Raw genomic sequence first — 15,983 nt, forward strand, 5'->3', positions numbered from 1 at the left:
CGGCCGGGCCGATTGCCGATAACGAGGAGGCGGAGATGTCAGTGACCGTCCTGTCCCCCCAGGGGCAGATCACCTGGGACCGCGAACAGATCGAGGAGATGTCCTGTGACCTGGCGATCCGGTTGATGGCCCGAGGGTGCGAGCCAGGGTGCCGCGTGGCGGTGACGGGCGACACCTCGTCGGCGAGCGCGCTTTTCGCACGTGCGGCGCTCATCGCCGGTTTCCAGATCACCTATATCGGCGTGGTCACCCGAGCCGCGGGCGTGCTGGCATCGGTGAACGAAAGGCTCGATCGGCTCCAGCCGGATATCGTCGTCGGCCCCGCACGGGAATTGCGCGACCTCACCACGAGGGCACGGCGGGCGGCCGTCGAGGATCTGCTCGACCCGCCGCTGCGGGACCGTCCCCGCGCGGGCGCGTCCGGCGGGTTCGAACCGGAGCGGTTCAGGCTGGTGCAGTTCACGAGCGGGACGACTGGCGCTCCGGCGCCCGTCACCGTCTCCCGCGACGCGCTCGAGGCCAATCTCGGGGCGCTGGGCCGCAGGTTCGAGGCGTCGGCCGACGACTCGATCTTCTCGTGGCTGCCGCTCAACCACGACATGGGCCTGATCGGCACGCTGTTGCTGTCCGACCATCTCGGCTGCCGGCTCACGCTCTGCTCACCGAGCACGTTCCTGGCGCATCCCAGCAGGTGGGAGCAGTGGATCGCGGCGGCCCGGCCGACGTCCATCCCCGCGCCCAACAGCGGGTGGTCGCTGCTCTCCTACCGGGCGGGCGGACGTGACCGTTCGGCGATGCGCCGCGCCCTGGAGACGTTGCGGGTGGCCGTCATCGGCGCGGAACCCGTCGATCCGGGCCTGTGCGAGCGCCTGGTGTCGGGACCGGAACGGCTGCTTCCCGGCGACAGCCTGGTCCCGGCGTACGGGCTGGCGGAGGCGACCCTGGCCGTGAGCGCCGAGGCCCCCGGCACGGCGCCCGTCATCGTGACCGCGCCGGGGACGGGCGGGTCGATGAGCGACACGCAGGTGGTCTCGGCGGGCGTTCCGCTGGACGGGCTGTCGGTGAGCATCCGCGACGGTGGCCGGGAGCTCGGCGACTTCGAGATCGGCGAGATCACGGTGCACGGCACGTCCCTGGCGGACGAGTACCGGGCCGCGCCCGGAGGGCTCGCGACCGGGGACGAGGGCTTCACGATGGGGTCCCGGCTGTTCGTCACGGGCCGGCGCAAGGATCTCATCAAGGTGCACGGCCGCCGGGTGTTCCCCCACGAGATCGAGCGCATCGCCGAGTCGTCGGGCCTGGTCAGGCCGGGGCGGACGGTCGCGTTCTCGGTCGCGTCGCCGCCGCCGGAACGTGCGGTGCTGCTCGTCGAGCCCGCCGGCGGCACCCGCTCGCGGCGCGGCGAGATCGAGGAGCGCCTGGGACGCCTCGTGCTCCAGGGCCTGGGCGTGCGGCTCGACGTCGTGAGCGTGGTCGAGTCCGGCTCCATCCCCAAGACGACCTCCGGCAAGGTCAGGCGCAACGACGCACGATCGCACTTCCTGGCCGGCGAAACCCTTCTTGCGAGGTCCTGATGCTGACCCGAGACCATCTGATGGAAGCCATCTTCGACTTGATCGACCATCCTCTCGACGACCGGACCCGCACGTTGTCCTGGACGGAGCTGGGCGTCGACTCGGTCACCGCCACCGAGCTCCTCATCCACTTGGAGGACGTCCTGCACGAGGTGGACGCCCGGGGCATCGAGGCGGCCCTCTCCCTGTCCGCCACCCCGGACGAGCTGGCGGCTCGCCTGGCCGGCCTGGGAGGGACGCGATGACCCGGGAACTCTCGCGGTCGGGACTGCTGGCCGAGCAGCTCACCCTGCACGGCAAGAGGGTGGTCCTGCGGCCCATCGAGCCGGGCGACTACGACTTCATCCTCAACCTGTCGACGAGCTCGCGCATCACCTACCGGTGGCGGACCCGCGGCACCACGCCGAGCCCGCCGGACTTCCAGGTGATGTTGTGGCGCGGCGTGTTGTGCCAGTTCCTGATCGAGCGGGCGGGCGACGGCGAGCCCCTCGGCCTGATCAGCGCCTACAACGCCGACTTCCGCAACCAGACGGTCTATCTCGCCATCCTCATGCGGGACCACCGCGGCGGGGCGATCTGGACCTTCGACGCGATCGTGCTCTTCCTCAACTACCTCTTCGCCAACTTCAACCTGCGGAAGATCTACGCCGAGACGTCCGAGCTGAGCTCCTGGACGTTCGCCAGCGGGGCCGGCCGCTACTTCGAGGTGGAGGGCACGCTGCGCGAGCACGAGTACTACGGCGGCCGTTACTGGGACACCTACGTGCTCGCCTTCTGGCGCGAGAGCTGCGAGGCGCTGCTCGAAAAGCTCCTCCCGACCCTCGTCGCCACTCCTCGAACCGGTCCCCCGCCCCGTCGCCGCACCGGCACCGAATCCCCCGGAACGGCACCGCGAGACACGGAATAGGCCTGCCTCCCGGACCTCATTTCTTGATCATCAGGAGATATTTGAAGATCACCTGGCGGCGGCACGGTGCGGCGGGCCCGCGACACCAAGCTGAACCGCGAGGCGCGGGCCGCCGCGAAGGTCCGCCATCCGGGGGCCGTCACGATCCATGACGTGGTCAGCCAGGACGGGTCCCTGGATCGTGATGGATCTCGTACCCGCGCGGTCGCTGTCGGGGTCAGTCACCGAGGAGGCCGCGGGACGTTCCGGGCGAGTAGAAGATCGTCTCGCCGGTGGCGTCGTTGACGGCGTCGTTGTCGGTGACCACCCAGACGCGGCCGTCGCCGGTGACCGCCAGGCCCTCGACCTTCTCCTGGGTCCAGCCGCCGAAGCCCTTCAGGTCCGGCAGCAGGTCGCGGGCCTGGCGCTTGCGCAGGACGGGAAGCTCACCCGGCCGCGGCGCGGTCCTCGGCACGTCCACGGTGTAGATCTTCTTGTGGCGGGCCGCCGTCCCGGAGGCCTTGTCACGTTCGACGACGGCGAGCCGGCCCGGGGCCGCGACGACCAGCTCGGAGAGGCCGTTCCAGTTGGCGGCCGACGCCGACGGCTCCAGCCCGTACCCGAACCAGGCCCAGCGGCCGGTCGCGACGTCGAGGCGGCCCAGCCGGACCACGTCCGCGGGGTCGCCGGCCAGCGGGCGCTGCAACGTGACCCAGACCTGCTCGTCCCGGCCGCCTCCGGTGACCGCGATCCCTTCGAGTCCCTGCGAGCCGAGCCTGCCCGCCACGTCGGCGGGCAGCGGCACCTCCTGGAGGACCGAGCCGTTCCGGTCCACCTTGACCAGCAGGTTCTGCTTGATCAGGTCGTTGCCCGCCTTCGGGTCGCCCTCGGAGGCCAGCCAGAAGCCGCCGGACGGGCGGGCCGCGACGCCTTCGGCGTCGTAGGCGGCGGGCCGTCCGCCGCGCGTGATGGTCAGGCCGCGGGTGATCCGGGCGGGGCTCTGCCGGGTGTCGATGGTCAGCACCCGGGTCGGCTCGTAGGCGGAGTCGGTCACCGCGTACAGGCCGTGGCGGCTGGAGGGCACGGGCGACAGGCCCGACAGCGCGCCCCAGCCGATCGGCTTCCCGTCCCGGTCCGCCGAGACCAGGCCGGGCACGCTCGGGCGGCCGAGGCGGAAGACCTGGACGCCCGCGCGGACGCCCGTCCCGGCGTCGTCCTCCTCGCTGGACACCACGAACAGCCCGCGCGACGGCACCGGCAGCAGTCCCTCGGGACCGGCGTTGGTCGGCAGGAACTGGACGAAGGCCGGCCGGTCGGGGCGCGACACGTCGTAGACGGCCACGAAGTTGGCGCGTTCGGAGCCCACGAAGGCGTAACGGCGCCCGCCGTAGGTCGCGACGGCGATGCCCTCGGGCTCGCTGCCCTTGTTGGCCGCGCGGTCCTCGTTGTGGTGCCCGTACCGGACCGCGAGGCGTTCGAAGCCGTTGCCCGCGTCCCACACGACGCGGCCCCTGTCGTCGAAGACGGTCCAGCCGCGGGTGCCGCCCTTCCAGTCGCCCTCGTTGGCGGTGGCGAGCGTGTGCCGGTCGACCCAGGCGACGGCGTCCGGCTCGCGCGGCACGTCCTCGATCCCGCCGTCGAGGGAGATCGTCCCGTCCTCGACGGTGTCGATGCCGCGCACGGTGACGGTGCCCGCCGAGAAGACCCGGTCCAGGCGGCCGGTGCGGAGGTCGACGACGGCGACGCCGTTGTTCTCCTGGAGCGTCACGGCGACCTTGTTCGCGTCGTTGACCGACACGTACTCGGGCTCGGGGTCGGTTGGCTCGGCCAGCCCGGCGGCCGTGACCGCGGGCAGCGCGCTCCCGTCGGCCGCGGTGAACGGGACCTTCCGCACCCCCCAGGCCGCGACCGGCCCGCCGAGGTCGAGGATCTGGAGGAAGCCCGCGGGCGCCTGCGGCAGGTCGCCCTCGTCGCCGCCCGGCGGCGTGGCCTCCTCGTCCCGCTCGTTCTCGATGGCGATGGCCGCGTACCGCGCGTCCTTGCTCACCGCGACGGAGTCGGGCTGCCCGCCCAGGTCGAGGCTGCGCACCCGGCGCCGGTCGGCGATGCGGATGACGTCGAGCCGCCCGGACGGCTCGGTGTACGAGCGGCTGGTGTTGACGACCACCAGGACGTACGGGCCGACGACGGCCACCGACGTCGGCTCGTCCTCGGCGTCGCCCAGCTGCTCCAGCCCCAGCGAACCCAGCCCCTTCGGGCGCTTCGGGTCGCTGATGTCCAGGAACCCGACCCGCTTCCCCGGCGCGTCGGTGTAGATCAGCGTCCGGCCGTCCTCGCTGACGGCGCTGATCTCCGCGACCGTCTGGGAATCGGCGGGCGTCCCGGCCGGCAGATTCTGAAAGACCGGATAGGTGGCCAGGCGCTCGAAGCCCGCGGCCGCCCCTCCCCGCGTCGTGCCCGTCGCGGCCTGACCGGCCGCCGGAAACACCCCTGCCGCCAGGATCACCGCGGCTGACGCCGCGACCGCAGGCCGCACCCCCGGAACACGCTTGCGCATCTCAACTCCCGTCATGTCACACAATGCGGGACGAAATTCGCAGCGGCAGGCGAGGACTCGGCGACCAGAAGATGAACGCCCGGCGGACCCTCGCTGAAACACTCCAGGTAGAAGCCCTGCCGCCCGCCGCCGCACGGATGCGCGCCGCGCCGGACGACCGTCCGCGCCCCGCGACCGATCTACCCTCGAATCAAACAGACGTTGACGTTCAAATGGGGGGCGGCGGGATGGCGGCGTCGAACGGCACCGGCCCGGCACCGTGGCGGGTGGGTGAGGTCGTCGATGGCCTGTACGAGGTCGTCGAGGTGCTCACGCAGGGCCGGGCCGGGGTGGTGCACCGCGTCCGGCACCTCGGGTGGGACGTCGAGATGGCCGTGCGATCACCGCGTGACGAGACTGCTCGGGAGCGGTTCGCCGGCGAGGCGGCGGCGGGGATGTCGCTGGGCCTCCACCCGCACGTGTGCGCCTCCCACTATGTCCGCGACATCGGCGGCCTCCCCCGGGTGTTCGGCGAGTACGTTCCCGGCGGCAGCCTGCGCGAACGGATCGATGACCGCCGGCTGTACGAGGGCGGTCCCGATCAGGTGACGGCCCGGATCCTCGACGTGGCGATCCAGGTCGCGTGGGGCATCGGCCACGCGCACGACCGGGGAGTGGTCCATCGGGACGTCAGGCCGCCGAACGTCCTGTTCGGCCACGACGGGACCGTGAAGGTCACCGGTTTCGGCTCGGCGTCGGGCGGTGGAGCGCGGCCCGCGTACGCCTCGCCTGGACAGGACGGACGACGGCCACCGGCACGGCACGACGACGTCCACGGCTTCGCGGTGACCGTCCTGGAGATGCTGGCCGGCGAGGTCACCTGGACGACCGGAGCCGCCGCGGGTGCCACGCTGGCCGCCCACATCGAGGACGGTACGGGCATGGCCGTGCCGCTGATCCCCCCGGGTCTGGCGAACGTCCTCACCCGTTGCCTGCGCAGGCGACCACGGCACCGGCCGGGCTCGATGGCCGAGGTCGCCGGCGAGCTGACCGACGCCTACGAGGCGTTGACCGGGCACGCGTACCCCCGCCCGATGCCGCGCGCCGCCGATCCGGGCGGCGACGAGCTCAACAACCGCGGTGTCTCGCTGCTCGACCTCGGGCGGCCCGATGAGGCGGAGAAGGTGTTCGGTGCGGCGCTGGCCGCCGACCCGCGGCACGCGCAGGCCGCCTACCACCTCGGCCTGCTGCGGTGGCGGCGCGGTGACATCGACGACGAGGCGCTCGTCGTGCTGCTGGAGGCCGTCCGCGCCGACACCGGGGACTCCTGGCGGGCGCGGTTCCTGCTCGGCCAGGCGCACCTGGAACGCGGTGACCTGGACGCCGCGCGCGAACTCCTGGACGGGGTGTCCCGGGAGCGGCCGGACGACCCGGAGGTCAGGGCGGCCCTCCAGACCGTCGACCGGATCCCCGACGCGCGCCGCACCGGCACGCGCGAGATGGACTGGTGCGCGGACCCGCCGCGACGAGTCCGCCTGCCCGTCGACATCGGCGCCGGCGGAGAGGTGGCGCTGAGCGGGGAGGCCGACGGCACGATCCGGTCGTGGACGCCCGGCGACGGCCGCTGCCGGCTGACCCTCAGCGGGCACGAGGGCCTCGTGAGCGACGTCGCCGTCTCCGACGACGGGCTCCGTGCCGTCTCCTCGGGCAGGGACGGGACGGTGCGGATCTGGGATCTGACCGCCGGTGACGAACGTTGCACCCATGTCCTCCGTGAGGCCGGGAACGGCGACGTCGCCCTGAGCGCCGACGGCCGTATCGCCCTCTGCTCGTCCGACGACGGCGCCTTCCGGGTGGTCGACACCGGCACCGGGCGGGTCGTCCGGGAGGTGAAGGTCAGGACGTGGGGGCCGACGTCGCCGGTCCTCAGCCCCGACGGCCGCTGGGCGATGACCTCCGGCACCGGGCATCGGGCGGCCGTGCGCGTGTGGGACCTGGTGACCGGCGAGTGCCGGCACACCCTGCCCGCGGCCGGAACGGGCCTCGCGGGCGCCGGATGTTTCAGCGCCGACAGCCGGTTCGCGGCCATCTACGGCGGCAGCCCCCTCGACGGGCCGATCACGATCTGGGACGTGACCACCGGCCGCCGCGTCCGGGTGCTGGAGAACGCGGGCCCGAGCGGCCCGATGTCACTCAGCGACGGCGGCCGGTACCTGATCTACGTGGCCGGTGCGTACCTGCGCTTCTGGGACGTGGACGGCGGCCGGTGCGTACGGACGTTCACGGCGCACCAGGGTGGCGGGCGCATCGTCCGGCTGAGCGCCGACGGGCGGACGGCGGTGTCGGCCGGCGGCACCGACCGCACGGTGTCGTGGTGGCGGCTCCCCCGAGGCCGCCACATCGCCGCGCCGAGCCTGGCCCGGCCACGCCCGCACGGCGAGCTGGGCGGCGCGGAGGCCACGGTGGCCGGGCTGGTCGCCGCGTCGGAGCGGGCCATGGACGAGGGCCGGGCCGCCGCGGCGCTCGATCTCCTCGCGCGCGCCAGGGCGGTGCCGGGGCACGAGCGGTCGTCGCTGGTCATGCCCGCCTGGCACGCGCTGGCCGGGCGCACCGAACGGACGGGGCTGCGCGCGGCGTGGCCGTCGGCGGTGCTGGCCGGCCACACCGGGCAGGTGAGCGCCATCGACGTCGTCGGGCGGCTGGCCGCGTCCGCCGCGTTCGACGGCACGATCCGGCTGTGGGATCTCGGCACCCGCACCTGCGTGCGCACGCTGGAGGTCCTCCGGCGCACGGTGGTCTCGGTGTGCCTGAGCCCCGACGGCCGCTCGCTCCTGACCGGTGACACGTTCGGCGAGGTGCGGCTCTGGCGAACCGACACCGGCGAGTGCGTGCACGTCCTGGCCGACAACGTCGCGCTGCTGGAGCCGGCGCGGTGGGAGGGGTTCGAGCAGACCGGGTGCGAGCGGTTCCGCGTCCCCGAGCACGGGGGCGCGGAGGTCGTGGCGGAGGCGGTCTTCGGCGACGCGCACGTACGGTTCGGCGCCGACGGGCTCGCGGTGGCCGGCCATGCCGACGGCCGGATCCGGCTCTGGGATCTCACGACCGGCCGCTGCGTCCGCGAGATCGAGACGGTGGACTTCGAGGTGGAGGACCTGGCGGCGCGCCATGTCGGGATCAAGGCTCTGGCGGCCGGCGGTGACGGCCGCCTCGTCGCGTCCGGCCACTCGGGCCCGGCGCACCGGGGCGGGTCGGTGCGGTTGTGGGACGTGGCCGGGGGCGAGGCCGTGGGCACTCTGCGAGCCGAGCCCGCCGACCGCCCCGCGTTCGGACCCGAGGTGAACGTCCTGTGCCTGAGCGCCGACGGACGGCTCGCCCTCGCCGGTGACAAGGGCACGTGGAAGCTCCACCTGTGGGACGTCGAGACCGGACGGCACGTGCGGGAGTTCGAGGGGAACGCCGGCTGGGCGTTCGACGCCCGGCTCACCCCGGACGGCCGGTACGCGATGAGCGCCCACGTGCGGGGAATCCATGTCTGGGAGCTCGGCAGCGGACGCCGCCTGCGCGTCCTGGACACCCGGGAGGGCAAGGGAGCGCACTGCCTCGCGCTGACCCCCGACGGGGGCTTCGTGCTGGTCGGCTCCGAGGACGGCACCGTCCGTCTGTGGGAGCTGGACTGGGAGCTGGACTGGGACCTGGCCGCGCCCTCCGCCATGAGCTGACCGGACCTTCGGCCTCGGGCCGGGTTGGCGGAAACACGTCATGGAGGGGAGGAACGGATCCTGCCGGGTGCGCGTCCGAGGGCCGACGATCACGATGTCGGAGGGTCAGCGGATGAGCGACACCATTCCCGCGTTCCTGGTGGATCCGCCGTGGGAGCAGGAGGCCCGCGCGTACCGCGCGGCGGTCGAGGCCGAACGGGCGAAGGAGGTCCCGTTCGTTCCCGGCCTGGAGCCGCCCGCCGAGCAGCACGTCGTGTGGGAACCCGGCGAACGGGAGCAGTGGCTGGACGCGCGCCGACCGAGCTTCTTCTCGTCCAAGAGGGAGAAGCAGCTCCTCGAAGACGAGGGGTGGGAGGGCGTCGTCCAGGCGTACGAGGTCGGGAAGTTGTCGTACCCGCCGAGCCAGGCCGCCATGTTCAGGGGCGCGCCCGAGGGGCTGGTCCTGCCGCTGCTGCCCGGGTGGGAGCCCCGTTTCCATGGTTCCGCCATCGCGACCCTGAAGGTGCTGGCGGCGCGCTTCGAGCTCGGGGCGCGCCACGTGGTGCTCCCCAACGCCAAAGCCCACGCCTACGATCTCGGGCCCGCCCTGATGCCGTTCCTCGACGTCGAGGTCGCCCGGATGATGGCCGACTGGTACGTGCGGCTGAAGTCGGCGCAGCGGGTCACGCGCGGCTGGTTCGCCCGGCACGGGACGGCGGCGGTGCCGTTCCTGGTGCCGGACGCGCTGGCCAAGCGGCGCGTGCCGCGCGAGAAGGCGGTGGCGGCGCTGACCCTCATCGCGTCCGAGCACGGCACGGCCGGGGTGGTCGAGGCCGCTCGTCGGCACGGCGACCGCGCCGCCGAGGCCATCGAGCGGGTCCTCGCCGACGCCGCCCCGCAGGCCGTGGAGATCGAGAAGCCTGAGAAGCCCCTGGCGACCACGTGGCTGAAAAGGGACGGGCTGCCGGAGGTGCGCCTCCTTGACGGCCGGGCGCTCCCCCCGGAAGCGGTGGAGAACCTCATCGGCGCGCTCACCCTCTCTCCGGGCGTCCGATGGAACGGCCCCCCGGAGTACTATCCGGGCCTCGACGAGGTCCTGGGGGCGTGCGACCCGGCATCGCTGGCCGCCTTCAGCTGGGCGCTCTTCGAGGGCTGGCTCGACGCCGGGCTGCCGAACCGGACCCGCTGGGTCGTCGACCAGTTCATCTGGCTGGCCGACGACGAGGTCACGCGTCGGCTGGGGGCGTTCATCCGCAAGCGGCCGCGCGACCTCAACAACCACGGCGTCGCGACGCTCGCCGACATCGGCACCGACACGGCGCTGATCCAGCTGCACCGCATCGCCCGCCAGGCGACGCCCGGACTTCGCCGCGTGACCGAGGAGCGCCTGGCGTGGGCCGCCAGGGTGCGCGGCCTGACGACCGACCAGCTCGCCGACCGGCTCGTCCCCGACCTCGGGCTGAACTCCGACGGCACGCTCGTCCTGGACTACGGCCCGCGCAGCTTCACCGTAGGGTTCGACGAGCAGCTCAGGCCGTTCGTCATCGACGACTCCGGCAAGCACAGGAAGACACTGCCCAAGCCCGGCGCCAAGGACGACGCCGATCTCGCGCCGGCCGCCTACCAGCGGTTCACCGCGCTCAAGAAGGACGTGCGCGATATCGCCGCCGACCAGATCCGGCGCCTGGAGCAGGCGCTGGCGGACGAGCGCCCCTGGAGCCCGGAGGAGTTCCAGCGCTACTTCGTCGAACATCCGCTGTTGCGGCACATCGCCCGCAGGCTGGTGTGGGTCACCGAGGAGGTCGCCTTCAGGATCGCCGAAGACCTCACCCTCGCCGACGTCAGGGACACCACGGTGACGCTGCCGGAGAACGCGAAGATCTGGGTCGCGCATCCGGTGGATCTCACGGATCCCGACGAGCTCGCGAGCTGGACGGCGTTGTTCGCCGACTACGAGATCGCCCAGCCGTTCGCGCAGCTCACGCGTCCGATACACGCGCTGACCGACGACGAGCGCAAGACCGGGAACCTCGAGCGCTTCGCCGGGGTCACCGTCCCGGTCGGCGCGCTCCTCGGGCTGATGCGGCGCGGCTGGGAACGCGGCCCCGCCGGGGACGGCGGCGTCCAGACCGAGATGATCCGCCCCGTCGAGGACGGTCTCGCCCTGGTGATCAGGCTGGATCCGGGCATCGCGGCCGGTGCCGTCGACCTCTTCCCCGAGCAGAGGCTCCGCGAGGTCGGCTTCACCCGGCCGCCCGGCGACACGATCGGCACCGTCGCCGCCGCGGAGATCCTGACCGACCTCGCCGGCCTCACCTGATCCGGCCCGCCCCGGCCCGGGGCCGCCCGGTCAGGCGTCGTAGGACTCCTTGACGACGCGCAGGTGCGTCCAGGCCTCGGCCGAACGAACGCCGGGCGTACCGCGGATCTCGTCGAGCACGGCGAGCACCTCCTCCGGGGAGTGGCCCACGGCGGTGCCGATGGCGTCGCAGCGGCCGAGGGCGGTGGCGAAGAACTGCACCTTCTCCATGCCGCGGATCCGTTCGACGGCCTCGGTGGCGTGGCCGGCGAAGGTCAGCTCGAAGCCGACCGGCTGCGCGGAACCGAGCGCGCCGGGGTGCACGCGCGCCCCGATGTGCACGGCGCCGGACTCCAGCAGGCGCAGCACGCGGGACCGGGCGGCGCTGGTCGACAACCCCACCGCGACGCCGAGGTCGGCGAACGAGGCGCGCCCGTCGCGCTGGAGCTCGGCGAGCAGGCCGCGGTCCAGCTCGTCGATGGTCGTCGGGCTGTACGGGCGGGGCGGGAAGTGGGTGTCCTTGAGGATCTCGGTGTAGAGGGCGGTGTCCACGCACCGCACGCCGGGGATGGCCGCGAGGTCGCGGACGGCGGCCGCCAGCGAGGCCTGGTCGGCGCTGCGGAGTTCGGCGACGAGCGGGCGGCGCCCCGCGACCGCCGAGACGAACGGCGCCTGCGGCGAGGCCGCGACGCGGGCGGCGACCGGCTCCACCGGACCGTCCACCGAGATCGCGGTGTGCGCGTAGGCGGTGAGGCCGAACACCGACGGGTGGACGACGCCGACGATGCGCACGACCTCGGACTCCAGGAGCCGGTGCAGGCGGGCACGGACGGCGGGCCGGGACAGGCCGAGCGGCCGCGACAGCGCCTCGTAGGTCGCCCGGCCGTCGTGCTGGATCTCCGCCAGCAGCGCCAGGTCGAGCGAGTCCATCCCGGGCCGCTCCTGCGTCATGCCGCTCCCTTCGCGTCCCTCGAACGTGTCGGGCCAAGCCTGGCAGCTCGGCCCGCCGCCGCGTTTCACAGATGTAAATCATTGCGGCAGTTTTGTTTCGTAACCGCAATAACGTAAGCGTCGGGGCTATGGTCCGCATGTATTCGCGGCCGATGAGCCGATCCTCCAACGCTCACGGAGGTCCCATGAGCCCCGCCAGTCCCTCCCGCAGACAGTTCCTCGCCCGCGCGTCACTGACGGCCGGCGCCCTCACCCTCCCCTCGCTCCTGAGCGCCTGCGGGTCCGGCGGCGACTCCGCGTCCGGCGCGGCGGCGAGCCCGTCCGGGGTGAATGCCAAGTGGCCGCGGCTGCGCGCCCGGCAGGTCGTGCTGGCGGGGTTCGGCGGCGAGACCTACCGCGTCCGGCAGCAGGAGCAGTTCGCGCCGTTCACCAAGCTGGCGGGCGCCCGGGTGGTCGAGGCCCCCTGGGACTACGGCAAGTTCGTCTCGATGGTCGCCGCGCCCTCCCCCGAATGGGACATGATCGACTTTGACGGGTTCTCCGTGGCCGCGCTCGTCCAGCAGGGCAAGGCGCCCGGCAAGCTCGCCGACTGGGTGCGCCGCTGCGACCTGGTCGACGCCGCGTACCGCGACTACGCCGGCGGCAGCTACGCCTACAGCGTGGTGATGGGCTGGTCGACCAAGCTCGGCGCGACGCCGCGCGGCTGGGCGGACTTCTTCGACCTCAAGCGGTTCCCCGGCAAGCGCGCGTTCCCCAAGTCGATCTACGCCGGGACGATGGAGCTGGCGCTGCTGGCCGACGGCGTGCCCAAGGACAAGATCTATCCGCTCGACTTCGACCGGGCGCTGGCCAAGCTCGACACCATCAAGTCCAGCCTGATCTTCTACGACTCGTACGCGCAGGGCCAGCAGTACATGGCGCAGGGCAGCGCCTCGATGATCGCCACCGCCAACAGCCGGGTCATCCAGCTGAAGAACTCCGGCCGCGGGGTCGACTGGACCTACCAGGACGCGATCCTCTACCCGTGGGGCGCGTTCGGGCTGACCCGGCACGCGCCGAACGCCGACGCCGCCAACGCGCTCATCGACTTCATGTCCACGCCGGAGTCGCAGGCCGCGGTGGCGCGCAAGCTCTACCTGGGCCCGACGGTGTCCAAGGCGTTCGAGTCGCTGACGCCGACCGAGCGGGCGCTCCAGCCCAGCGCGCCCGAGAACGTCGCCAAGCAGCTCAGCGTGAACGTGGACGCGCTGGCCAAGCAGGACAACGACTACGTGAAGAAGTTCTTCGCCTGGGTGGGCGAGTGACGGCGGTCGCGACCCGCCGTCCCCGGCTCTGGGAGGGCAGCGGGGCACGCTGGCTGTTCCTCCCGCCGGCGCTCCTGCTCGCCGTCGGCCTGGTGGGCCCGCTGTGCGCCGTGATCGTGGTCGGGGCGCGCGAGAACGGGCCCGCGGGCATGGTCACCGAGCCGTTCTCCAGCGCGCTGTTCCTGCGTGCGGCGTGGCGGACGTTGTGGATGTCCGCCCTCGTCACCGCGTGCACCTGGGCCGCCGGCCTGGTGTTCGCGCTGGCGCTCGCGCTCGCGCCGAGGGTGCTGGGGCGGGTGTTGTTCGGGGTGCTGTTCCTGACCTTCTGGATCTCGCTGCTGGTGCGCACGTACGGCTGGGTGCTCACGTTGCAGCCGTCCGGAGCGCTCGACAGCCTGGCCAAGGCCCTGCACCTGTCGCGGGACGGCCTCGGGCTCTACCAGACGATGCCCGGCCTGATCCCCGCGATGGTCCACATCATGCTCCCGTACATGGTGCTGCCGATCTACGCGGGGCTGCGCGGCATCGACCCGGCCCGGCTGCGCGCCGCGCGCAGCCTCGGCGGCGGCGAGCTGCTCACGCTGCGGTCGATCGTGCTGCCCGCCGTACGGACCGGCTCGGCGGCCGGCGCGGTCCTGGTGTTCGTGATGTGCCTGGGCTTCTACGTCACCCCGGCGTTCCTCGGCGGGCCCGAGCAGCAGCTGGTCGCCACCGTCATCGGAACGCAGTTCGGGCGGTTGCAGGACCTCGGCGGCGCGGCCGCCATGGGGGTCGTGCTGCTCGTCGCCGCGCTCGGCCTCTACCTGCTGGCCGACCGCGTCTTCGGGATCGGCGAACGATGGGAGCGGCTCTGATGGACGAGCTCCGCCTGGCCCTCCCCCGGCTGTCGCGCGCCGTGGTCATCGCCGGCTGCGCGATCGCGCTGTTCCTGCTGCTGCCCCTGGCGGTGATCCTGCCGATCGCGTTCAGCGGGGACGTCTTCCTGACCTTTCCGCCGGCCGGGTTCTCGGCACGGTGGTTCACCGAGGTCCTGAACGACGACGCGTGGCACGCGGCGATGACGACCTCGCTGCGCACCGCCGGGGTGGCCACCGTGCTGGCGACCCTCGCGGGCACCGCGGCGGCGTTCGCGCTGCCCCGGGCCCGGCGTGGCGCCCGCGTGCTCCGCACCGCGATGATCGCGCCGATGGTGGTGCCGCAGCTCGTGCTGGCGCTCGGGCTCTATCTGGCCGTCGAGGAGCTCGGCGGCGCGGCGGGCCTGAAGACGCTGATGATCGGCCAGGCGGCGCTCGCCACCCCGCTCGTCTACCTCACGGTCGCGGCCGGGCTGTCCGAGGTGGATCCCGCCCTCGCCCGCGCCGCCCGCAGCCTCGGCCACCGCTGGCCCTCGGTACTGGTCCGGGTGGAGCTGCCGCTGGTGGGACGCAGCGTGGTCGGCGCCGCCGTCCTGGCCTTCGGCCTGTGTTTCGACGAGTCGGTCCTGTCCTACTACCTGAGCCCGCCCGGCCAGGAGACCCTGCCCACCCATCTGTGGCAGTCGGCGAGCCAGCAGGCCTCGCCGGCGATCGCGGCCGTCAGCTCCCTGATCATGGGGCTGGCCGTGGTGCTGCTGGGGCTGGCGCTGGCTCTCGGCCGCGGCACGAGGAGGCACGCGTGAGCGCCACGGTCGAGATCAAGGAGCTCGGCGTCGAGCTGTCGGGGACGCGGATCCTGGACGGGGTGGACCTGACGGTGCCCGCCGGGTCGTTCGTCACGCTGCTGGGCCCCAGCGGCAGCGGCAAGACCACCACGCTGAACGTGCTGGCCGGGTTCGTGGCCGCGACCTCCGGCGAGGTGCTGCTCGGCGGCCGGCCGCTCGGCGGGGTGCCGGTCGGGCGCCGCGACATCGGGTTCGTCTTCCAGAACTACGCGCTCTTCCCGCACCTCAACGTCGCGCGCAACATCGAGTTCCCGCTGCTCGCCCGCAAGGTCGGCAGGCAACGGCGGCGCGAGATGGTCGCGACGGCACTGGAACTCGTCCAGCTGCCGGGCACCGGTGACCGCGCCGTCTCCTCGCTCAGCGGCGGGCAGCAGCAGCGCGTCGCGCTGGCCAGGGCGCTGGTGTTCGGGCCCGCCCTGCTCCTGCTGGACGAGCCGCTCGCGGCGCTGGACAAGCAGCTGCGCGAGGCCATGCAGATCGAGCTCAAGCGCATCCAGCGCGAGACGGGCACCACGACCGTCGCGGTCACGCACGACCAGGTCGAGGCGCTGTCGATGTCCGACCTGGTCGCGATCATGCAGGACGGCCGGATCGAGCAGGTCGGGACGCCGGAGGAGGTCTACCGGCGGCCCGCGACCCCGTTCGTCGCGGGTTTCCTCGGTGAGGCCAACCTGCTGCCCGTCCGCGGCGGGCGGTGCGCCGCGTTCGGCCTGCCGGTCGAGGGCGCCGCCGAGGGCGTCACCGTGCTCCGCCCCGAGGACTTCGTCCTGACCGCCGCGGTCACGGACGGCGCGGTCGGCGGCACCGTGACCGAGACCGTCTACCAGGGCGCCCGGTTGCGGCTGAGCGTCACCGTCGACGACTGCGCCCGGCCGCTGGTCGTCAGCGTCCTGCCGGGCGAGCACCCGGTGGCGCCGGCCGCCGGAGACCGGATCGGCCTGCGGCATCGTGGCGGCGGCACGTTGCGCACGCTCGCCGATCCGCCTCCCGCTCGTACCGCCCCCGCCGCTCACACCACCCCTGCCGCTCCCTGAGA

Annotated in this window: 11 protein-coding genes; 9 read left to right on the forward strand and 2 right to left on the reverse strand. The window is 73.1% G+C overall.

The features are described from left to right. Positions 1–35 precede the first annotated feature (35 nt). From ABZ810_RS05810 to ABZ810_RS05820, 3 genes are read left to right on the forward strand one after another with little or no spacing between them, the layout of a single operon-like run. Positions 36–1,574, forward strand: coding sequence for an AMP-binding protein (locus ABZ810_RS05810; protein ID WP_358399673.1), 1,539 nt, complete (start codon positions 36–38; stop codon positions 1,572–1,574). Continuing rightward, positions 1,574–1,819 carry a hypothetical protein gene (locus ABZ810_RS05815; RefSeq protein ID WP_358399675.1) on the forward strand — a complete coding sequence of 82 codons (246 nt, stop codon included), beginning with the start codon at positions 1,574–1,576 and terminating at the stop codon, positions 1,817–1,819. The genes ABZ810_RS05810 and ABZ810_RS05815 overlap by 1 nt, the downstream gene beginning before the upstream one ends. Further along, on the forward strand, positions 1,816–2,481 hold the full coding sequence (locus ABZ810_RS05820; protein ID WP_358399677.1) for a GNAT family protein: 666 nt from the start codon (positions 1,816–1,818) through the stop codon (positions 2,479–2,481). Before ABZ810_RS05815 ends, ABZ810_RS05820 begins: the two co-directional genes overlap by 4 nt. Positions 2,482–2,698: 217 nt before the next feature. Here ABZ810_RS05820 and ABZ810_RS05825 read toward each other — a convergent pair whose 3' ends face one another. Further along, positions 2,699–5,017, reverse strand: coding sequence for an esterase-like activity of phytase family protein (locus ABZ810_RS05825; RefSeq protein WP_358399679.1), 2,319 nt, complete (start codon positions 5,015–5,017; stop codon positions 2,699–2,701). Between the two features lie 227 nt (positions 5,018–5,244). On the opposite strand from ABZ810_RS05825, the gene ABZ810_RS05830 reads away from it, so the two are divergent. Both ABZ810_RS05830 and ABZ810_RS05835 read left to right on the forward strand, forming a co-directional pair. Then, positions 5,245–8,715, forward strand: coding sequence for a protein kinase (locus tag ABZ810_RS05830; protein ID WP_358399681.1), 3,471 nt, complete (start codon positions 5,245–5,247; stop codon positions 8,713–8,715). 112 nt (positions 8,716–8,827) lie between these two features. Further along, the gene (locus ABZ810_RS05835) at positions 8,828–11,014 is read left to right on the forward strand and encodes a DUF4132 domain-containing protein (protein ID WP_358399683.1); all 2,187 of its coding nucleotides are present in this window, start codon (positions 8,828–8,830) and stop codon (positions 11,012–11,014) included. A 30-nt stretch (positions 11,015–11,044) separates the two neighbouring features. On the opposite strand, the gene ABZ810_RS05840 is transcribed toward ABZ810_RS05835, so the two are convergent. Beyond that, positions 11,045–11,944 (reverse strand): Lrp/AsnC family transcriptional regulator, encoded by a 900-nt coding sequence (locus ABZ810_RS05840; RefSeq protein ID WP_358399686.1) that lies wholly within the window; start codon positions 11,942–11,944, stop codon positions 11,045–11,047. 185 nt (positions 11,945–12,129) lie between these two features. Between ABZ810_RS05840 and ABZ810_RS05845 the strand changes: the two genes are divergently transcribed. From ABZ810_RS05845 to ABZ810_RS05860, 4 genes are read left to right on the forward strand one after another with little or no spacing between them, the layout of a single operon-like run. Beyond that, complete coding sequence (locus tag ABZ810_RS05845) at positions 12,130–13,248, forward strand: extracellular solute-binding protein (RefSeq protein WP_358399688.1); 1,119 nt, start codon at positions 12,130–12,132, stop codon at positions 13,246–13,248. Beyond that, positions 13,245–14,102 (forward strand): ABC transporter permease, encoded by an 858-nt coding sequence (locus ABZ810_RS05850; RefSeq protein ID WP_358399690.1) that lies wholly within the window; start codon positions 13,245–13,247, stop codon positions 14,100–14,102. The genes ABZ810_RS05845 and ABZ810_RS05850 overlap by 4 nt, the downstream gene beginning before the upstream one ends. Beyond that, positions 14,102–14,905 carry an ABC transporter permease gene (locus tag ABZ810_RS05855; RefSeq protein ID WP_358399691.1) on the forward strand — a complete coding sequence of 268 codons (804 nt, stop codon included), beginning with the start codon at positions 14,102–14,104 and terminating at the stop codon, positions 14,903–14,905. Before ABZ810_RS05850 ends, ABZ810_RS05855 begins: the two co-directional genes overlap by 1 nt. Then, on the forward strand, positions 14,902–15,981 hold the full coding sequence (locus ABZ810_RS05860; protein ID WP_358399694.1) for an ABC transporter ATP-binding protein: 1,080 nt from the start codon (positions 14,902–14,904) through the stop codon (positions 15,979–15,981). The genes ABZ810_RS05855 and ABZ810_RS05860 overlap by 4 nt, the downstream gene beginning before the upstream one ends. The last annotated feature ends 2 nt before the right edge of the window (positions 15,982–15,983 follow it).

This window comes from Spirillospora sp. NPDC047279, assembly GCF_040643285.1.
GTDB lineage: Bacteria > Actinomycetota > Actinomycetes > Streptosporangiales > Streptosporangiaceae > Spirillospora.